General features: G+C 74.0%; 16 protein-coding genes and 1 pseudogene. 6 read left to right on the top strand and 11 right to left on the bottom strand.

Annotated elements, in window-relative coordinates:
- Window positions 1-62: 62 nt before the first annotated feature.
- On the bottom strand, window positions 63-929 hold the full coding sequence (locus AQI88_RS14630) for a LysR family transcriptional regulator (RefSeq protein WP_066997873.1): 867 nt from the start codon (window positions 927-929) through the stop codon (window positions 63-65).
- 31 nt (window positions 930-960) lie between these two features.
- Complete coding sequence (locus AQI88_RS14625; RefSeq protein WP_066997870.1) at window positions 961-2,070, bottom strand: winged helix DNA-binding domain-containing protein; 1,110 nt, start codon at window positions 2,068-2,070, stop codon at window positions 961-963.
- Window positions 2,071-2,481: 411 nt separating this feature from the next.
- Between AQI88_RS14625 and AQI88_RS14620 the strand changes: the two genes are divergently transcribed.
- The 3 genes and pseudogenes from AQI88_RS14620 to AQI88_RS43045 all read left to right on the top strand — a co-directional run.
- On the top strand, window positions 2,482-3,495 hold the full coding sequence (locus AQI88_RS14620) for a magnesium and cobalt transport protein CorA (RefSeq protein ID WP_066998145.1): 1,014 nt from the start codon (window positions 2,482-2,484) through the stop codon (window positions 3,493-3,495).
- Between the two features lie 75 nt (window positions 3,496-3,570).
- Entirely contained in the window at window positions 3,571-4,569 is a 999-nt protein-coding gene (locus AQI88_RS14615) for a polyphosphate kinase 2 family protein (RefSeq protein ID WP_066997868.1), read from the top strand.
- A 39-nt stretch (window positions 4,570-4,608) separates the two neighbouring features.
- Window positions 4,609-4,797 (top strand): annotated as a pseudogene (locus AQI88_RS43045) (cation-transporting P-type ATPase); the annotation flags it as partial.
- Window positions 4,798-4,934: 137 nt separating this feature from the next.
- Here the strand turns inward: AQI88_RS43045 and AQI88_RS14610 are convergent.
- A complete protein-coding gene (locus AQI88_RS14610; protein WP_066997864.1) occupies window positions 4,935-6,278 on the bottom strand; it encodes a diacylglycerol/lipid kinase family protein in 1,344 nt (447 codons plus the stop codon).
- 139 nt (window positions 6,279-6,417) lie between these two features.
- Here AQI88_RS14610 and AQI88_RS14605 point away from each other — a divergent pair, with 139 nt between their 5' ends.
- A complete protein-coding gene (locus AQI88_RS14605) occupies window positions 6,418-7,260 on the top strand; it encodes a patatin-like phospholipase family protein (protein ID WP_066997861.1) in 843 nt (280 codons plus the stop codon).
- Between the two features lie 60 nt (window positions 7,261-7,320).
- A complete protein-coding gene (locus AQI88_RS45000; protein ID WP_279616544.1) occupies window positions 7,321-7,464 on the top strand; it encodes a hypothetical protein in 144 nt (47 codons plus the stop codon).
- Window positions 7,465-7,516: 52 nt separating this feature from the next.
- Here the strand turns inward: AQI88_RS45000 and AQI88_RS14600 are convergent, their stop codons facing one another.
- The 7 genes from AQI88_RS14600 to AQI88_RS14570 form a co-directional block, all read right to left on the bottom strand.
- On the bottom strand, window positions 7,517-8,830 hold the full coding sequence (locus tag AQI88_RS14600; protein ID WP_066997858.1) for an extracellular solute-binding protein: 1,314 nt from the start codon (window positions 8,828-8,830) through the stop codon (window positions 7,517-7,519).
- Complete coding sequence (locus AQI88_RS14595) at window positions 8,827-9,819, bottom strand: hypothetical protein (RefSeq protein WP_208615786.1); 993 nt, start codon at window positions 9,817-9,819, stop codon at window positions 8,827-8,829. The genes AQI88_RS14600 and AQI88_RS14595 overlap by 4 nt, the downstream gene beginning before the upstream one ends.
- A complete protein-coding gene (locus tag AQI88_RS14590) occupies window positions 9,816-11,399 on the bottom strand; it encodes a VWA domain-containing protein (protein WP_079057573.1) in 1,584 nt (527 codons plus the stop codon). Before AQI88_RS14590 ends, AQI88_RS14595 begins: the two co-directional genes overlap by 4 nt.
- A gap of 49 nt (window positions 11,400-11,448) precedes the next feature.
- Complete coding sequence (locus tag AQI88_RS14585; RefSeq protein WP_425264571.1) at window positions 11,449-13,395, bottom strand: serine/threonine protein kinase; 1,947 nt, start codon at window positions 13,393-13,395, stop codon at window positions 11,449-11,451.
- A gap of 287 nt (window positions 13,396-13,682) precedes the next feature.
- On the bottom strand, window positions 13,683-15,374 hold the full coding sequence (locus AQI88_RS14580) for a trypsin-like peptidase domain-containing protein (RefSeq protein WP_066997852.1): 1,692 nt from the start codon (window positions 15,372-15,374) through the stop codon (window positions 13,683-13,685).
- Between the two features lie 72 nt (window positions 15,375-15,446).
- Window positions 15,447-15,917, bottom strand: coding sequence for a TIGR03668 family PPOX class F420-dependent oxidoreductase (locus tag AQI88_RS14575; protein WP_066997849.1), 471 nt, complete (start codon window positions 15,915-15,917; stop codon window positions 15,447-15,449).
- Window positions 15,918-15,934: 17 nt separating this feature from the next.
- The gene (locus AQI88_RS14570; RefSeq protein WP_066997846.1) at window positions 15,935-16,585 is read right to left on the bottom strand and encodes a phosphoribosyltransferase; all 651 of its coding nucleotides are present in this window, start codon (window positions 16,583-16,585) and stop codon (window positions 15,935-15,937) included.
- A 193-nt stretch (window positions 16,586-16,778) separates the two neighbouring features.
- Here AQI88_RS14570 and AQI88_RS14565 point away from each other — a divergent pair, with 193 nt between their 5' ends.
- Complete coding sequence (locus AQI88_RS14565; RefSeq protein ID WP_398697024.1) at window positions 16,779-17,546, top strand: polysaccharide deacetylase family protein; 768 nt, start codon at window positions 16,779-16,781, stop codon at window positions 17,544-17,546.
- A gap of 12 nt (window positions 17,547-17,558) precedes the next feature.
- Here the strand turns inward: AQI88_RS14565 and AQI88_RS14560 are convergent, their stop codons facing one another.
- Window positions 17,559-18,572 (bottom strand): DUF2278 family protein, encoded by a 1,014-nt coding sequence (locus tag AQI88_RS14560; RefSeq protein WP_066997840.1) that lies wholly within the window; start codon window positions 18,570-18,572, stop codon window positions 17,559-17,561.
- Window positions 18,573-18,664: the final 92 nt, after the last annotated feature.

Here is an 18,664-nt window from a genome sequence, read left to right as displayed (position 1 = left end):
CTGTGGGAACAGTCCATCGCGCGGCGGGCCGCCGACCAAGAAGCAGATCGCGACCGCAACGATCAGCGTTCGTGATCGTTGCAGGCCAGCAGTAGTTTCTCCAGGTGCGGGGTGGGGGCTGCGGCGGACACGGCGAGGCCTGTGGACAGGGCGAGACCGGGTGCGCGGAACGGAACGTAGGCCACGCGTGGCGTGTGCAGCACGCGCGCGTGGGAGGCGTAGACGACCGTCCACAGGGGGCGGGAGCCGATGGTGGCGAGGGTGTCCTGGAGGGAGCCGTTGACAGGTCCCGGCACCGGCTCGAACCCGGCCGCGTGACAGGCGCCGACGACGAGGTCCACCAGGGCGGGGTTGTTGCGGCGCGGGGTGAGGGCGAGAGGCAGCCCGGCGAGGTCGGCCAGGTCGATGTCCGGGCGGCCGGCCAGGGGGTGCGAGGCCGGAAGGGCGGCCACCAGCGGGTCGGGCCACAGGGGCAGCACCCGTACGCCGGGCGGGGGTTCGGCCGACCGGACGAAGGCGGCGTCCAGCCGGCCGGCCGCGACCCGGGTCAGCCGCTCGGAGGCCGGCAGGGAGAGCAGTTCGACGGGCACGTCCGGTGCCCGCTCGGCGAACGCGGCGAGCACCCGGTCCAGGTGGGCGCCGAGCCCGGTGCTGGTGCCGAGGCGCAGCCCCGCGGGCTCGGCCACCGCAGCCCGCGCCTTCTGCGCCGCCGCCAGCACCGCCCGTGCCTCGGGCAGCAGCCGCTCCCCCGCCGCCGTCATCCGTACCCGGCGCGGCGAGCGGTCGAACAGCTCGGCGCCCAGCTCCCGTTCGAGCCGCTGTATCTGCTGGCTGACGGCCGACTGCACGATGTGCAGCCGTTCGGCCGCCCGCCCGAAGTGCAACTCCTCGGCGACGGCGACGAAGTAGGTGAGCTGCCGCAGTTCCATGGCCCCGACTGTAGACGCGTCCTCGCCGGGCTCACCGCCGTACGACGGTGCCGAACCGGATGTCGTACGACGTCCCGGGGTGCATGGTCGCCAGCATCCGGGCGCCCTCCTCCCTCACATCCTCCCGCTGGGTCTTGGTCAGTGTCCCGAAGGGCTCGATGACCAGGATGTCGCCGTCCTGCTTCCACAGGCCGGCCAGGAAGCCGTCGACCAGGAGGGTGCGGAGGGCCTGGTTGCCCTGCCAGCTGCGGCCCCGGTACTCGGGCGGTACGACACGGGTGCGGTCGGCGTGGGAGAGGAGGAGGTTGTCGGACTCGGGGAGGAAGCGGGGCGGGGCCGGGGTCGCGGGGTCGGGGCGGGGCGCGTCGGGCAGGTCGAACAGTTCGACCCCGTTCGCGTCCCGGAAGGTGAGCAGCCGGGGGCGCAGGCGCTCGAAGGCGTCCCGGAGCCGGGTGAGTCCGGCCCAGGTCTGCATGTCCTTGACGGAGGCGGGTCCGAACGCGGCGAGGTAGCGCAGGACCACGGCATCCGGTGCCGGGGCCGGTTCGGCGGGGCGGCCCAGCCAGTGCTCGGCGGTGGTGAGGGCGACCTGGCCGCTGCGGCCCCACAGGCCGCGCGGGGTGACCTGGACCAGGGGCAGCCGGCAGCGGGCGGCGACACCGAGGGACTGCGGGTCGGCGTCCGGCCACTCGGCGCCGAGCGCCTCGCGCAGCTGGGCCATGGTGCGGGGCTCGGCCTCCACCAGGTCGCGGGCGAGCGCGGCCAGCCGGTCGAGGTCGACGCCGTCGAGGCCCTTGCGGAAGTTCGTGAGCTCCCGGTGCCGGGCGGGCTGGACGAACGGCCTGAGGGTCAGGCAGTCCTCGGCGGTGTGGGTGTGCAGGGTGGAGCGCAGGGTGACGATCCGGGCGACCTCGCGGCCGGCCATGAGCGCGGACAGCTGCTCCGGGGCGAAGCCGTCGAGGCGGGCGGCGAGGGCGTAGTACGGCGGCTTGACGTTCTGCGCCTGGAGGCCGAGGAGGTGCCGTACGGCGTCCGCCGCGGACAGCGGGGAGCGGCGCAGCAGGAGCTGCCGGGCGAGGGTGGCACGGTTCAGGGCGCGGGTGTCCAGGAGGGGGGCCACGGCTGCACTGCTCTTCGTCATGCCCGCACGTTAACGGGGCTTGCGGACACCTCCTGTCCGCAACTCTCACCGAACCCTGCACCGGTTCCGGGCGCCTGCCGGGTATGCCCCCGATATCCTGCTCGTACCCGCTGCGTGATCACGCCGTACGCAGGCTCGACCGAGAGGGAGCCGATGTCCGAGCGCCCCGCCCGCCCCACCGCGAAGACCGCCGAGGCCTCCGGCACCCCGGGCAGCACCGCGAAGGCCGGGAACGCCCCTGCCGCCGCGAACGGCGCGAGCGCCGTGGGCGGCAGGAACGGCGGCGGCAAGGGCAACGGAGGCGGCCGCAACGGAGGCCGCAAGCCCGTCTGGCGCCGTGCCCTGCCCGCGCCGCAGCCGGCCGCCGAGCCCGCCACCACCCGGTCCCCGGAGCCGGCCGACACGGCGCGCGTGGTCCAGGCGGCGCTGTACCGCGACGGCGTCCGCCTCGCCGCCCCCGCCGGCCTCGCCGAGACCTACCGCGAGCTGCGCGAGCAGCCCGCCGGCATGGCGTGGATCGGCCTCGCCCGGCCCACGGAGGCCGAACTCCTCTCCTTGGCCGCCGAGTTCGACCTGCACCCGCTCGCGGTCGAGGACGCGATGGAGGCACACCAGCGGCCGAAGCTGGAGCGGTACGGCGACACGCTCTTCGTCGTCCTGCGTGCCGCCCGCTACCTCGACGCACCGGAGGAGGTCGACTTCGGCGAGCTGCACGTGTTCGTCGGCCCCGACTTCGTCATCACCGTCCGGCACGGCGCGGCCACCGACCTGTCCGCGGTCCGCCGCCGCCTGGAGGACTCCCCCGAGCTGCTCAAGCTGGGCCCGGAGGCGGTCCTGTACGCGATCCTCGACGCGGTGGTCGACGGCTACGCACCCGTCGTCTCCGGCGTCCAGAACGACATCGACGAGATCGAGACCGAGGTCTTCCGCGGCGACCCCGAGGTCTCCCGCCGTATCTACGAACTCTCCCGCGAAATGGTCGAGTTCCAGCGCGCCACCCGCCCGCTGGTCGGCATGCTGCACGGCCTGATGGCCGGTTTCGCCAAGTACGAGACCGACGAGGAACTCCAGCGCTATCTGCGGGACGTCGCCGACCACGTCACCCACATCAGCGAACGCGTCGACGGCTTCCGCCAGGCCCTCACCGAGATCCTCACCGTCAACGCGACCCTGGTCACCCAGCAGCAGAACGCGGAGATGCGGGCCCTGGCCCAGGCGGGGTTCGAGCAGAACGAGGAGGTCAAGAAGATCTCGTCGTGGGCGGCCATCCTGTTCGCCCCCACGCTCGTCGGGACGATCTACGGCATGAACTTCGACCACATGCCGGAGCTGCACTGGGGGTTCGGATACCCGTTCGCGATCGGGCTGATGGGCGTGGTGTGCGTCAGCCTGTACGTGATCTTCAAGCGACGGGGCTGGCTCTAGGGCACACCGGCTGACCTGGGTTCCCGGCCTCGGCCTCAGGGGGCGATCTTGTCCGGGCGACCGGAGAATGGGCGGGTGGACGAGCGAGCCGCACGCATCGCGGACTTCATCGGGCCACTGCGGGTGGCACCGGGTTCGAAGGTGCGCCTGGGCCGGGACTTCGACCCCCGCTACAAGGCCGGTCTGAAGAAACGGGAGAGCGTCGAGCTGCTGCGCAGCGGGGTGGCTCTGCTGGCCGAGTACCAGGAACGGCTGGCCGCCCAGGACACCTACGGCGTCCTGCTGTGTCTCCAGGCACTCGACGCCGGGGGCAAGGACGGCACGATCCGGCACGTGATGAGCGGCGTCAATCCGCAGGGTGTGAAGGTGAGCAGCTTCAAGGTGCCCTCCGCCGAGGAACTGGACCACGACTACCTGTGGCGCTACGGCCGGCGGCTGCCCTCGCGCGGCGAGATCGCCATCTTCAACCGCTCCCACTACGAGGAGGTCCTCGTCGTCCGCGTGCACCCCGAGAACCTCGTGCGGCAGAAGCTGCCGGACCGGGCGCGCGGCCCGGACGTCTGGGCGCGGCGCTACCGCGAGATCAACGAGTGGGAGCGCTACCTCACGGACAACGGGTTCAAGGTGGTGAAGGTCTTCCTGAACCTGTCCGAGGAGGAGCAGCGCACCCGTTTCCTGAAGCGGATCGACCTGCCGGAGAAGAACTGGAAGTTCTCCGCGGCCGACGTCCGGGAGCGGCGCCACTGGGACGAGTACCAGAAGGCGTTCTCCGAGATGCTCTCGGCGACCAGTACGGCATGGGCTCCCTGGTACGTCGTACCGGCCGACCGGAAATGGTTCGCGCGGATCTGCACGGCGGCGATCCTCGGGCACACGCTGATGGACATCGACCCCCGCTACCCCGAGGTGAGCGAGGAGGCGCGCAAGGACCTCCTGGCCGCCCGGCGGGAGCTGGAGCAGGAGGCACCCTCCGGTGTCCCGGCCGATCCGTATGCGGCACGCCATCCGTCGGCCAAGGACAGACGCAGAGCCGGCCGAGGGCAGCCGGCGGGGAAGAAGCGCGGCCGGAGCTGACAGACCGGGACGCGACCGGCCCGGATCGGAGGCAGGGCGATGACGGTGCAGCCGGATTCCGCCGGGGCAAGGTCCCGGGCGTCGCAGGAGGCCTGGTGCGCGCGGTCCGCCCCGGACGTCGTGGCGGCCCTCGGCGTCGATCCGGCGGTCGGGCTCTTTGCCGCCCGGGCCGCCGAACTGCGGGCTGCACACGGCCCGAACGCCCTGCCCGAGGAGAAGCGGACTCCGGCCTGGCGCCGGTCCCGGACCACTTCTTCCCCACCGTGGAGGCCGCCGTCGCCGCCTTCCGCCTGCGCACCGGAGCACAGTGGACGACCCTGCCCGAATCCGGCCCCGGCCCCGGACCCGGGGAACCCTGACCGCGGTCAGGCGGCGTCGCGTCCTGCCGCGGCCCGTCCCATCGTCAGGGCCAGACGCCGTACCCTGCGCCAGTCCATCGGCGGGGCGGCGCGCGGCGCTCCGGGGCGGTGCCGCGGCACGCGGACGCGCAGGGCGCCGGGCGCGAGACGGCAGTGCACCGGGGTGGGCAGCATCAGGGCCTCGCCGTCGACGCCGACCGGGATGACGGGGGCGTCGGCGTCGATGACGACCTCGCGGGCGGTGACAGCGGTCAGTCCGCGGCTGCGCTCACCGCGCAGCAGCAGCTCCGTCGCCTCCGCCGCGGTGCCGACCTCGACGGCCAGGACTCCCAGTCGGCCGGAGTCCAGCCGCTCCCGGCGCCCCAGTCCCGCCGGGTCGCCGCTCAGGTAGGGGTTGTTGCTCACCAGGACGGCCTGGGGATCGTCCGGGAGCCGGGCACCGGCACGGACCGTCAGATGCGCGCCGCCGTGGTGGGTCAGCAGGTCCGGCAGCAGCTCCAGGGTGGTGCGGGCCTTGTCCTCGCGGTAGGCGGGACTCTGCACCACGGCCGCGTACACGCCGAACGAGGCGTTGTTGACGAAGACGCGCTCCGCGCCGGCGTCCGCGGGCCGCCGTCCCGCGCGGATGCGGCCGAGGTCGACGCGGAGCTCGACGCCGTCGGTCAGCGCGTCCAGACAGGTCGAAGGATCCTGCCGGTCCAGGCCCAGATCCATGGCGAAGTGGTTGCGGGTGCCGGCGCTGATCACCACGAACGGGATGTCGTGCGCCGCGGCCACCGCGGCGACCAGCGCCTGCGTACCGTCGCCGCCCGCGACGCCGAGCAGGTCGGCGCCCTGCGCAACGGCCCGTCGCGCCAGCTCGGTCACGTCCTGGTGGTCGGCCGGGTCCAGCACGACGACCTCCGCGCCCAGGGCCCTGGCGCGCTCCGCCAGGCGGAACTCCTCGACCTTTCCGCCGCCGGAACGCGGATTCATGATCAGGAAAGGCCGCCGGGCCCGGCCGACGGCACGCTCCGGCATCCCCGGTGCGGTGTCGTCGACGAGTGCGGCCCGGCCCGCAAGGACGGCGAGCGCCCACAGGCCGAGCGAGACCAGCACGACCCACAGCAGCCCGGCGGTCGCGTACCAGGTGAGGACGGTGAGCGGGGTGGCGACCGTCAGCAGCACGGCCAGCGCCCTCGTCCACCCGGTGCGGGTCAGCAGCCACCAGACCCCGGCCACCGTGAGTACCAGCCCGGCCGCTCCCACCGCCAGGAGTACGACGCTGCCGAGTCCGGCGAAGACCAGCAGCACCGCCACCGCCGCCGCGCCCGCCAGCAGGGCCAGACGGGCGGTCCAGCGCCTGTTCATGAGGCAACCTCCCGTCCCCGTACCCGCGTCCCGTTCCATGGGCGTCGGCGTCCACTTCAGGCTACGAGCGGGCGCCCTGACCGGCACGTCCGGCACGCCCGCGGCAAAAAGCCGATAGGACGGACTTCAAGGAGCTGACATGACCGAGGCGTTGGTGCTGGGCGGCGGCGGTGTGGGCGGGATCGCCTGGACCACCGGGCTGCTGGCGGGGCTCGCCGGCACCGGGCAGGACGTGACCGCGGCCGATCTCCTGCTCGGGACCTCCGCGGGGGCGACCGTCGCCGCACAGGTGGGCAGCGGGCTGGGGCTGGAGGAGTTGTACGCCCGGCAGGTGGATCCCGCGTTGCAGGCCGCCGAGATCATGGCCGAGATGGACCTGGAGAAGTTCGCCGCGGAGATCGGCGCGGCGACGGGCTCCGCCGCCTCGGTGCCGGAGCTGCGGCGCGCGGTCGGACAGGTGGCGCTCGAGGCTCGGACCGTGCCGGAGGCGGTTCGGCGCGCGGTGATCGAGTCGCGGCTGCCGTCCCACGGCTGGCCGGACCGTGCGCTGAAGGTCGTCGCCGTGGACGCCGAGAGCGGGGAGCCGCGCGTCTTCGACAAGGACTCCGGCGTGCCCCTGGTCGACGCCGTCGCGGCGAGCTGTGCCGTGCCGGGTGTGTGGCCGCCGGTGACGATCGGCGGGCGCCGGTACGTCGACGGCGCGGTGCGGTCCGTCGCCAATGCCGACTACGCGGGCGGCGCGGACCGGGTGCTGGTGATCGTGCCGCTGGGGGCCACCGAGCCGTTCCCCAGCGAGCAGCCGCTGGAGCGGGTCGTCGAGGAGCTGCGCGCCCGGGGGGCCGAGGTCGTGGTCGTCACGCCGGACGAGGCGTCGCAGGCGGCGATCGGCGACAACGCGCTGGACCCGGCCACCCGCCGCCCGGCCGCCGAGGCGGGACGGGCGCAGGGACGGGGGCTGAAGCTTCCCTGGAGCCGGGCCTGAGCCACCTCCTCGCCGTCGGCCTGCACCCGGTTCCGCCCCGGCCCGTCCGGCTCAGGTGCCGTGGCGGTCGTGGTCGTCACGCCGGACGGGGCGTCGCAGGCGGCGATCGGCGACAACGCGCTGGACCCGGCCACCCGCCGCCCGGCCGCCGAGGCGGGACGGGCGCAGGGACGGGGGCTGAAGCTTCCCTGGAGCCGGGCCTGAGCCACCTCCTCGCCGTCGGCCTGCACCCGGTTCCGCCCCGGCCCCGTCGGGCTCAGGTGCCGTGGTCGCAGACCGACGGCAGCCAGGTCAGTTCCTCGTCGCTCCTGAGGCTGTCCAGGTTCTTCAGCAGGCCGTCCAGGTCGTGCGGGTCGGCGAGGAAGTCGATGGTGGCCTGGGCGAAGGCGTCGCGGACGGCGGGCGGCATGGCGTCGGAGGCGTCGAAACAGTGCACCGCCTTCCTGCCCAGCAGGGTGCCGGCCAGGGAGCGGTGCCAGGAGCCGGTGGGGCCGGCGGCCGGCTGCGCCCGGGCGTCCACGGAGAAGCCGGACTCCGTGGCGTTCCAGGCCTGCTGGGCGTCGGCGGAGGCGAGGTGGCGGATCAGCTGCCGCGCCTCGGGGGTGTCGTGCAGCAGGGCCACCAGGTCGCCGGAGACCTCCCAGGTGTTCCTGGCGCTCGCGCCGGGGATCAGCCGGTACGAGGGCCGGTAGCTGCCGTGCGCGTCCTTCCAGGGCCGGTAGGTGCGGACGAAGGACGCCTGGTGCTCCAGCATGCACTGCCGCGGCCGCTGCGTGACCAACTGGGACACGTCCTGGTACTCGGTCTTCAGGGCCCGCGCCACGAGGTCCCGGGACCCTTCCGCGCCGACCAGGTCACCCCAGGTCCGCCAGGCCCGTTCCACCTCCTTGGACTGCCAGGGCAGCAGACCGCGCGCCCACCGCTGGTAGATCCGCGGGCCGGACTGCTGCAGGAGGATGTCCTCGATCCAGTCCGTGCCGGGCCAGCCGCTGGTGGCTCCGGATCCCATGCCCAGGCACCACTGGTCCGGCCGGCCCCTGGCCTCGTCCAGCTGCCGGTCGGTGGTGCCCCCCGGGTACCAGACGATGCTCTTGACGTCGGCCTTGAGCGGGAACCAGTACACGTGCCCGTTCAGCGGCGTGGCCCAGGACGTGCTGAACGCGCCCTCGGGGACGAGGTCTTCGACGGGGAAGAGCTGCCCCCGCCCGGCGTAGTCGGCGAGTTCGCCCGGGCCGGTGAGCACCACCACGTCGGGCGGTGTTCCGGCCTCCACGTCGGCGCTGAGCACCTGGCTCTCGGCGGAGCTGCCCTGGTAGTCGACGTGGATGTGCTGCTTGTGCTCGAAGGGGGCGATCACCGCGTCCCGGAAGTGCCGCGCGTCCTGGCCGGTCCAGTTGGCCAGCAGGGTGACGGTCGGTTCCTGCCTGATCGCGTGTACGCCCACCACGACGGCCGGCACCAGCACGGCCAGGCAGCTCGCCACCACGGTGAGCACGCGCGCGGGGTGCCTGAAGAGGCGGCGCCGGGCGCCGGGTGCGGCCGTCGCGGGGCCGCTGCCGGGCGCGCTCACCGGGGCCTGAACCGGTAGTCGTTGATGTGCGGCCTGAGCCCCGCCTCGGTCAGCACCATGAGCAGAACGCCTCCTATCACGATCCACACCGAGGCCGCCGCGCGGAAGCCGGTGTGCGCCAGGTACGAGGCGGTGTGCCGCCCCGCGTCGGGTATGTCCGGGCCGGGCGACGCCCCGTCGAGCAGGGTGCGGGTGTCCGCCATGCCCTGGTGGGTCCACACCGTGAACATCAGCAGCGCCCCGAACCCTGCGGCCGACAGGGCGCCCGTGGCGATGAGTTGACGGTTGTACCTGCGCCGGAACCGGCGGCGCAGGAAGAGCTGCGTCTCCGCCAGGGCCGCGCCGAGGGCGAGGACGAGCAGCGCGGCCACGCTCCAGCCGAGCCACAGCAGCGGCCCGAAGGAGGTCTGCCGCCCGACCGCCGCCAGCTGCTCGCGCTGCAACTCCCGCAGCCGGGCCTCGATGCCGGCGTCGCCGGCCTTCAGGAGACTGGTCGCGTAACTGAGGTAGGCCTCCCGCAACACGCTTCCCGCGGGCTCCGCCTGGGCCTTCTGGACCATGCCGGTGTACCCGGTGATCAGTCCGGAGACCGTCTGTACGGCCTGCCGGCCCGCCGGGCCGCCCACGTCGCCGGCGGCGGCCCGGGAGAGGCTCTGCGCGGCCACCGAGATCTGCTTCTGGAACTCGCTGAGGGACGGGGGCGTCGCGGTGGCGTCCGCCTGCGCCTCGTCGAGCGCGTACAGCGCGGTGTCGATGGCGAGGACGGCGGGGGCGCTGGAGGTGCGCAGCGGGTTCGCGTCGCCGTGCACGCCGTCGTAGGAGAGGAACAGGGACAGGGTCAGCAGGGCCGACAGGGCCAGCAGCAGCCGGCGGCGCACGGCGAGGTCAAGGGCGGTCGTACTGCCCTCGTCCGGCGGGCGCCGCCCCACACCCGGGAGACGGCCGAGGAGGCGGGGTACGGGGGCACTCGCACCCGTGGCGGCTCTCATGAGGCCCCCTTCAGCAATCGCCCGCAGTCGCCCCCGCAGTACACGGAGTCCGCCGGGCCGATCCAACGGCAGCCCGGGCACTCGATGAGTTCGTCGGGGCCGGGCGGGGCCGACGGACCCGCCGCGGGCGGATGGGCGGCGGGTGCACCGGCGGCCGGCTGCCGCGGTGGCGTGGTCATGGCGGTGGAGAGGATCAGGTGCTGCCAGTCGACGTCCTTGAGACCGTCGCGGACCCGGCCCGTGCCCGGCGCGGCCTCGATCCGGCGCAGTTCGTCCAGCAGGGGCGCGTCGCCCAGTTCCGCGGCCAGCGCCAGCGCCCGGGCGAGTTCCCGGTCCGCCGTCGCCCGGCCCTCCGCGCGGCGCAGCCAGGCCCGGTGCGCCCGGGCCACGGCGGCGCTCGCCTGCTGGTACAGCTCGTGGCGGCGGACCCCGGGATGCTGCCGGGAGGCGTCGAGCGGGTTGTCGGTCCAGCGGACCAGGACCGGCCGCGGCGCGGGCAGCCGTACGGTGCGCCCGAAGTCGGGTACGACCACCTCCACGGCGGCGAGCTGGAGGTCCTCGCCGGTCTCGTGGCCGGTCGGGTCGGCGGTCAGGACGACCTGGAAGTGCCGGATCTCCTCGCCCCAGGCCCGGGTGACGTACTCGGCGCCGCGTTCGCCGAACCCGGCGCCGGTGGCGAGGAGATCCTGCTCGATCGGCACCACCTGCTTGACCTGGCGGATCACCGTGCCGGGGGTCGGGGTGAGCTTGATGCGCAGCTCGGGAACGGCCGTACCCAGCAGGCCGCTCATCAACTCCTCGTACGCGGCGGGGAGTTCGGATGCGTCGCGGACCGCGCCAGCCCGGCCGTGCAGTCGCCGGGCGATGCCGAGCAGGAGGTCGGCGTCCCAGTCGTCGCCGATCCCCCAGGCGTCACAGACGAACCGGCCCTCGCAGGCGTCGAGCACGGTGTCCAGCCGGACGGCGCTGCGGTGGTCGTGCTCGTTGCGCCCGTCGGTGAGCAGCAGGACGTGCTTGATCGGCGCGGACTGCTGTTTGAGCAGCCGCCGGGCCAGGTCGAGCCAGGTGCCGATGGCGGTGCCGCCGTCCGCCTCCAGGATCCGTACGGCACGCTCGGCGGCCTCGCACTCGGCGGGCCCCGCGACGGCCATCGTCGCCCGGCCGGGCCCGGGGTGGACCACGGTGGCGTCGAACCGGCCGGAGAGCACGGCGAAGGCCGTGCCCTCGGGCAGCAGCCGGATCGCGGCGGCCGTGGCGTCCTTGGCGGCGTGCAGTTTGGCGGCCGGGTGGAGCATGGAGCGGGAGGTGTCGACGATCAGCACCTCGGCGAGGACGGGTCCGGACCCGTGGGCGGGCCCGCCGGCGATCCCCGGGGCACCGTTGCCCCTGACGCCGATCTCCAGGATGGCGTACATCTCGCGGCCGTGCGGCTGCCCGGCCGCGGTGGGTACGGCGGGCAGTTCCTTCTGCTGACCGACCGCGAGGGTCACCTCGACGCTGCCCTCTGTGTTCTCTGTGTTCTCTGTGTTCTCTGCGTTCTCGGCGTGCTCTGCGTGCTCTGCGTTCCCGGCCGCACTCATGGCCTGCGTCCCCCTCGCTGCCCTGTGGGCTCGTGTGTGTGCCGCGTGCTCAGAACGTGGTCATGGGCCGCACGGCGTGCGCCAGGTCGAGCAGCCGTCCGTGTTCACCCGCGGTACGCGCCTGGGCCGCCAGGTGCCGGAAGGACTGCTCCAGCAGCACGCGCAGGGTGTCCTCGGCGTCGGAGCCGAGCAGCTCGCCGGCGGGGAAGTCGGACCCCCAGCCCTGCTCCGGACGGCAGTGCAGGACGTTCTCGCGGACCTCGGCGACCAGCCGGGCCCGTGACTCGCCGTCGGCGGCGCCGCCGTCCAGGCGCAGCTCGGGCAGCCGCCGGTCCGCGTCCCGCAGATCGGCTGTCGTCGGGGGGTGGCCGTGCAGGATGCCGGCCCGGATCCGTACGGCCGCGATGCGGGCGGCGTCGTAGTGGCGGGAGGTGGTGGGGACGTCGTCGAGGACGTGTACGGCGGCGTCCCGGTCGCCGGCCAGGAGGTGGCCGCGGGCCAGGCCGAAGGCGGCGGCGGTGTGGGCGAAGTCCCGTGCCCACACGGCCTCGTAGAACCGCATGGCGTGGGGCGTGCGCCGGTCGCCGCCGTGTTCGGCGCAGTAGCCGAGGGCGAGCTTGGGCACGTATTCGCCGGGCAGGGCCCGGTAGACGGCCTCGAAGCAGCTGCCGGCCTCCCGTACCTCGGCCCTGCTCAGGTGCAGGACGCCGCGGTGCCAGGCGATCCGCCAGTCGTAGGCGGCGGCGCGTTCGCCGAGCTGGGTCGCGGCCTCGGCCAGCCAGCTCTCGGCCTCGCTCTGCTCGCCTCGCCTGAGGTAGGCGCGGCACAGCCACAGCGCGGTCTCGGGGGTGCCGAGGCGGGATTCGCGGGGCCACTGCCGGGCGACCCGGTCGGGTGCGTCGGGCGGGAAGGTGTCCAGCAGCAGGGCCGCGCCGTCATCGGGGTCGGGGACCGGCTCCGGGAGGGCGCCGGCGACCTCGGCGGCCGGGGGCGGGGATACGTCAAGACCGCCGGGGCGGCCGGTCCAGTGGTCCAGGGCGGGGATCGCGCCGAGTCCGGCGTCGAGGCTGGCCTCGGTGGCGCGGAACCGGGTGGAGCTCTCGGGCAGCTGCTCCCCGAACTGCAGCGAGCGGAACTCGCGCAGCACTTCCCAGAGTTGACGGGACATCTCGGCCGCCGAGCGGAACCGGGCGCGGGGTTCGGCGTGGGTGGCGCGCTCGATGAGGCGGCGGAAGGAGTCGGGGGCCAGGCCCCGGGCCGGCTCGGCGCCCTCGTACAGGTCCTGCAGGGTCCTGCCGACGGTGTAGAGGTCGCTGTCGACGTGCCAGCCGCGGCTGTCGAGCTCCTCCTTGGGCGGGGCGAAGACCGCGGTGTACACGTAGGCGGAGCCGCGGTCGCCGATCGCGCGGACCGCGCCGAGGTCGATGACCTTGACGGCCCGCCCGAAGTGGATGACATTGGCGGGTTTCATGTCGCAGTAGAGCAGCCCGCGTTCGTGCATGTACTGCAGGGCGCCGAGGATCTTGCAGCCGTAGGTGAGGACGTGGTCGAGGCGAGGGCGGCCGTGGAAGATCCGCTCGGTGTCCTCGGCGGCGAAGAGCTGCTGGAGGGAGCGGCCGCCGATGTAGTCCATGACCAGGTAGCCGGTGGGTGAGCTGCCGCTGACCTCATGTTCGGCGTAGGTGATGATGCGGACGATGTCGGGGTGGTGCAGGTCGGTGAGCGAGCGGCGTTCCTCGACGGCGTTGCGGCGGGCGAGGGCGTCGTGGACGTCGATCAGCCCCTTGAGGACGACGCGGTAGCCGTCGGCGCGGGTGTCCTCGGCGAGGTGGATCCAGCCGAGGCCGCCGCGGGCCAGGCAGCCGAGGACCCGGTAGTGGCCGGCGACCACGTCGCCCTTGTTCAGCAGGGGCAGGAAGGAGTAGGGGGTGCCGCAGCGCGGGCAGCGGCCGGTGGCGCGGGCGCTCTGGCCGCCGTAGCCGATGCCGATGGTCATGGTGCAGCCGCCTGCGCCGCACGGGCGGCCCCCGGTGGGCGGCCGGGGGTCCTCGACGAGCCCGCCCTCGGGGACCGGGACGTCGGGCAGCCGGACCAGTCCGTGCTGGTCGAGCTCGCCGACCCCGGCGACGGCATGGGTGGGCTGCGGGCCGGGGGGCTCCTCGCTGCCGGGGCCGGGCTGCGAGGGCGGTGGCTCGGTCCGCGGCTCCTGGTGCCGGTGTCCGCAGGTGTCGCAGTAGCCGGTGCCCATGATGTGGCCCGCGCAGCCGGGCCGGATGCACGAGGTCATGGGGCGCCCTCCTTCCCGGGTGCGGTGCCGGAGCAGAATCCGATGAACCCTTCGACGGCGCTCTCCGCCAGGTCCACGTCGCAAGGGGTCTGCCGCAGCAGCGACAGGGCGCGTTCGTAGAGCCGGTAGGCCTCCATGACCCGGTCGCCCTGGGCCGTGGCCCGTTCCCGGCACAGCGGCCACTCGGCGGTGACGCGGCCGAGGAGTTCCCCGCGGCGGCGCAGCCGGGCGTCGAGGGCCGAGAGTGCCTCTTCCAGACGCCGGCGGCGGCGTTCGGCGGCGTCCTCGAAGGTGAACATCAGGTCGGCGCGCCGGGGTTCGCGCTCGCGTTCGGGGGTGTGGGCGACCCAGGCGCGCAGCATCCGGGTGCGCCGTACGCCGGCCTCGGCCTGGTCCAGCAGGGGCCGGGTGCCGGGGTCCGGCAGGACGCGGTCGCGTCGCTCTTCGAGTGCGGGTCCCAACTCGTCCACGATGCGTTCGAGTTCGTGGTGCAGCCGGGTCCAGCGGTCGCGCAGCGGGCGCTGGACAAAGGATTCGGCGGCCTGGGCCGCGCGGCCGCCGCTGCGGCGGAAGACCAGGAGCAGGCGGGCCCCCTGCTGGGCGAGCCGGTCCAGCAGGCCCAGCAGGGCGTCGGGTTCGGCCGCCTGGTCGACGCCGACCAGGACGGCGGCGAGCGGGACGCGCAGGGCGCCCAGCTCTTCGGGCATGGGGTCGCCGCGGATGCCCAGCCGTCCGGCGATCCGGTCCAGCACCTGATTCACGGTCAGGCCTTTGACGTCCAGGGCGAGATCGTGGCCGCCGGCCGGGGGCACCGTCTCGGGCGGGTCGTGACCGAAGGCGCTGGTGTTCTGCAGGGTGCGCAGTTCCCGGTCGGCCAGGGTGATGGCGCGGGTGAGGGTCCAGGCGCGGCCGCTGCGGGCGGGGACGACGGTGACCAGCACCGGCCAGCCCTCGCCCCGGAACCAGGAGGCGAGTTCGGTGGCGAACGGCACGTCGAGCCGGCCGGCGCCGTCCGTCGCGCCGGTGCGCAGTGCCGGGTCGACGGCTTCGGCGCCCTCGGTCCAGGCGGCGATCTGCGGCAGATGGCTCAGGATGGTCTCGGTGGGGCTCATGTAGCTGAAGACGGAGCCCTCTCCCTCGTCGACGCTGAGGACGATGCCGATGACCTCGTCGGTGGCGTGGTCGACCACTCCCCCGCCGCTGAAGCCGGGGGCGGCGCGTTCGTCCGGGGTCTGCGGGCGCAGTTGCACCTGGTTGTCCCGGCCGCGGGCGGCGACCAGGGTGGCGCCGTGCCAGCGGCCGCCGTCGTCGCCGGCCGGGAAGCCGTACATGCTCACCGGGCCGTGCGGCGAGGCGAGCCGGTAGAGCCGGGTGGCGTGCTCGGCGGGCAGCGGCCGTGCCAGCCGCAGCAGGGCCAGGTCGCCGCTGCGGTCGCCGAAGGCGTCGTTGCGCTGCGGTACGTGCTCGTCGGCGTCGGCCGTGGCGGCGACGCCGGGTACGCCGGGCACGCCGACGAAGTGGACGACGTAGGGCCGGCCGGGACTGACGACATGGGCCGCGGTGAGCACCCGGTCGGGGGCGAGCAGCACCCCGGCGCCGAGGACCCGCCCCTCCGGCTCTTCGATGCGGGCGATCCAAGGTGGCGTCCGTAACCGCGACTTGACGGCTCGCTCCCCCGTGCGCGTCATGGCACCCGAGGTTACTCCGCGTGGCCTTCCGGTACTACTGGTGTGCACGGGGTTGTCGCTCAGGGGCGGGTCTCAGTCGCCGCGGACCGGTGCCCGCGCCTCCCATCCGGTCCACCGCCGTACGGTGACCGTGATCACCGGGCCGGCCGGCGGGCGGTCCCGGTACTGCGGGTACTTCGCGCGCAGCAGCCCTACGGCACTCTCGTACGCCTGCCGTACGGCGGGGTCGGCCGCGTCGGGCCACAGGATGCGGGCCTCGCCGTCGGCGCGGACCCACCACAGGTGGTCCCAGTTCTCGTCGTAGGCGTCCGCGAGCAGGCAGACCGGCGGATGTGCCGCGATGTTGCCCAGCCGCTTGAGGCGGGTGGTGGTCTTGGGTTTGTGGTCGACGGCGGTCACGAGCCGGTCGGCGCCGGCGGCGGTGTGCGCCGCGAAGACCACCGGCACCTGGTGGGGGCGGCCCTTCGGGCCGACGGTGGCCAGCCGGGCCACCCGGGCCGCGGTGAACCGGCGTCGCGCCTCCGCCTCGGCCAGCTCGGGCATCGTCGCTCCCCGGACGCTCAGCGGGCGTGCAGCGCGTCGAGTACGTCGAGCACGTCGGCGTCGGTCAGCTGCTCGAAGTCGTCGTACCACTGGCCGACGGCGCTGAAGGCGGCGGGCCGGTGCGGGCACACGACGGTGTCGGCCTCGGGGGCGAGCAGGTCGAGGGAGTCCGGGGCGCCGACCGGGACGGCCAGGACGACCCGGGCCGGAGCCCGGCGCCACACATGGCGCAGGGCGGCGCGGGCGGTGGCGCCGGTGGCCAGGCCGTCGTCGACGACGATCACCGTACGGCCCCTCAGGTCCGGGGGCGGCCGGTCGCCGCGGTAGCGGTGCTCGCGCCGGGCCAGCTCGCGCCGTTCCCGCTCCACGACCGGGGCGAGTCGCTGCTCGGTCAGGCCCAGCCGGTCGAGGGTGTCCGCGTCGAAGAGGGGCGGGTCGTCGGCGGCGAGGGCGCCGACGGCGAACTCCTCGTGGTGCGGGGCGCCGATCTTGCGGACGACGAGCACGTCGAGCGGGGCGTCGAGGGCCCGGGCGACGGGCGCGGCCACGGCGATCCCGCCGCGGGGCAGGGCCAGGACGAGGGGATCGGGGAGTTCGCCCCGCTCGCGCAGGTCGCTCAGCAGGCCGGCGAGTGCCCGTCCGGCCTCGGCTCGGTCCCGGAAGCGCATGGGCTCGTCCTCTCGCCGGGGTCCCTTCCTCCCCCGTACCTCCATGGTGCTACGGCGGCTCCGTACCGGTGCCTCCACAGCCCAGGATTCGCACACATGGACTATACACAGAGTGTATAGTCCCGGCATGCCTCTTTCGACTTCGACGATCCCGACCGGGACGATCCCGGCACCGCAGCCCGCGCCCGGGAAGATGCGCGGACCGGGCCGGAGGTTGCGTCCGGCCGCCCTCGCCTCGGCCGCCGCCTTCCTGGCGCTGACGCTGTCCGGCTGCGCGGACGTCCCCACCACCGCGCCGAGCACGGTGCGCGCCGAGGCGGCGCACGGGGCACCGGCCCGGCTCGGGACCGTCGACTGCCGCGAGGCCAAGTGCATCGCGCTCACCTTCGACGCCGGCCCCAGCGAGAACTCGGCGCGGCTGCTCGACATCCTCAAGGAGAAGAAGGTCCCGGCCACCTTCTTCCTGCTCGGCAAGCGGCACATCGAGAAGTACCCGGAGCTGGTCAAGCGGATGGCGGCCGAGGGGCACGAGGTCGCGAGCCACACCTGGGACCACCAGATCCTCACCCGGATCTCCGACGCGCAGATACGCGAGGAGCTGAAGCGGCCCAACGAGGCGATAGAACGGCTCACGGGGCACAAGCCCACCCTGATGCGCCCGCCGCAGGGCCGCACGGACAGCAACGTCCACAAGATCGCCAAGGAGCTGGGCCTGGCCGAGGTGCTGTGGAGCGTGACCGCGAAGGACTACACGACCACCGACTCCGCGTTGATCACCAAGCGGGTCCTCGCGAAGGCGTCCCGGGACGGGATCATCCTGCTGCACGACATCTACCAGGGCACCGTGCCCGCCGTACCCGGCATCATCGACGCCCTGAAGGCGCGCGGGTACGTCTTCGTGACGGTCCCTCAGCTGCTGGCACCGGGCAAGGCCGAGCCGGGGAAGGTGTACCGGCCCTGACCTCGCCGCGCGTCAGAACACCACGGACCAGCCCTCACGCGCTGCCTGTTCGGTGGTGTACGAGACGCCGTGCACCTTGAGGCCCGCCGCGTCGAGGAGGGTGATCTCGCCGCCGTGGTTGCCGAGTTGGGTGCCGTCGGTGAAGGGGACGGTGAGGGCGGCGCCGGGCGCGAGGGGCGCCGTGGCGGGTAGCTGCGCGCCCCGGCCCGCGCGGGCGACGAGGCGCCAGCCGGTCAGGTCGACCGGGGCGGGCGAGGCGTTGAGGAGGGTCACGGTCTCCGCCTCGGGCGCGGGGCCCGTGGGGGTGACGCGCGCCGCCACGATCCGCACGGGCCGCGTGCCGGGCTCGGGCCGGGTGCCGTCGACGCCGTGGAGGGGGCGGCCGGTGGTGTCGTCGGTGTGCCAGGACTGGCTCTGGAAGGCGAGGAAGATCCCGACCCAGCGGTTCTCGCCGGGGAAGTGCAGCAGCAGTCCGCCGTCCTGCCAGACGCCGTCGTCGCCGATGAAGCGCCCGGTGTTGCCCTGGTTCATGTGGATGTCGTGGACGCCGTTGCCGGGCAGGAACCCGAACACCTTGTCCTTGACGGCCGGTTCGGGACCGAAGCGGGCGCCGAAGAGGTACAGGCGCGCGTCCGGATCGTCCACCGCGCGCCGCACGTAGTGGTCGAGGAGGTCCGCGAGGTCGTTGTCGGGGCCCGCGACGTCCGGCGGCAGCGTGCGCAGACCGGCCGGGTCGAAGAGGTTGCCGCGCACGAAGTCGAGGTTCGGGCCGCCGGGACCGGGCGGCAGCGGGTTCCAGCCGCCCGGCAGGGCCTCCAGGCGGGCGGTCACCGGGTGCCGGAAGTCGTCGGCGACCAGGTAGAGCAGGTCGGCGGGCTTCTGCTGGGAGAGCACGTTGACCGCGGCGCGGAAGTGCGTTCCCTGGTCGTCGGTGAGGTGGATCTGGTAGTGCGGAGTTTCCTGCGCGCCCTCGCGCCTGGTGCCGACGGCCCGGGCGATCAGAACGCCGTATGTCTTCAGCGGCATGTGGATCAACTCCCCCTGCGGGCGGGCGGTTTGCCTGGCCCACGGCTGGAAGCGTAAACGGGCGGCCGTCGTCCCTCTGCCCCGCGCACCGA

Origin of the sequence: Streptomyces cellostaticus, from assembly GCF_001513965.1 — a bacterium.
Lineage (GTDB): Bacteria > Actinomycetota > Actinomycetes > Streptomycetales > Streptomycetaceae > Streptomyces > Streptomyces cellostaticus.
Note: the sequence above shows the minus strand (reverse complement) of the source record. Positions and strands in the feature narration are given on the sequence as shown.

Bases quoted from the DNA above. Each gene is read 5' to 3' on its own strand.
- AQI88_RS14565 (WP_398697024.1), top strand. From the start codon at position 16,779: ATGCGCGGACCGGGCCGGAGGTTGCGTCCGGCCGCCCTCGCCTCGGCC.
- AQI88_RS14605 (WP_066997861.1), top strand. From the start codon at position 6,418: ATGACCGAGGCGTTGGTGCTGGGCGGCGGCGGTGTGGGCGGGATCGCC.
- AQI88_RS14570 (WP_066997846.1), bottom strand. From the start codon at position 16,585: ATGCGCTTCCGGGACCGAGCCGAGGCCGGACGGGCACTCGCCGGCCTG.
- AQI88_RS14585 (WP_425264571.1), bottom strand. From the start codon at position 13,395: ATGACCATCGGCATCGGCTACGGCGGCCAGAGCGCCCGCGCCACCGGC.
- AQI88_RS14610 (WP_066997864.1), bottom strand. From the start codon at position 6,278: ATGAACAGGCGCTGGACCGCCCGTCTGGCCCTGCTGGCGGGCGCGGCG.
- AQI88_RS14560 (WP_066997840.1), bottom strand. From the start codon at position 18,572: ATGCCGCTGAAGACATACGGCGTTCTGATCGCCCGGGCCGTCGGCACC.
- AQI88_RS14580 (WP_066997852.1), bottom strand. From the start codon at position 15,374: ATGACGCGCACGGGGGAGCGAGCCGTCAAGTCGCGGTTACGGACGCCA.
- AQI88_RS14590 (WP_079057573.1), bottom strand. From the start codon at position 11,399: ATGAGTGCGGCCGGGAACGCAGAGCACGCAGAGCACGCCGAGAACGCA.
- AQI88_RS14575 (WP_066997849.1), bottom strand. From the start codon at position 15,917: ATGCCCGAGCTGGCCGAGGCGGAGGCGCGACGCCGGTTCACCGCGGCC.
- AQI88_RS14630 (WP_066997873.1), bottom strand. From the start codon at position 929: ATGGAACTGCGGCAGCTCACCTACTTCGTCGCCGTCGCCGAGGAGTTG.
- AQI88_RS14595 (WP_208615786.1), bottom strand. From the start codon at position 9,819: ATGAGAGCCGCCACGGGTGCGAGTGCCCCCGTACCCCGCCTCCTCGGC.
- AQI88_RS14625 (WP_066997870.1), bottom strand. From the start codon at position 2,070: ATGACGAAGAGCAGTGCAGCCGTGGCCCCCCTCCTGGACACCCGCGCC.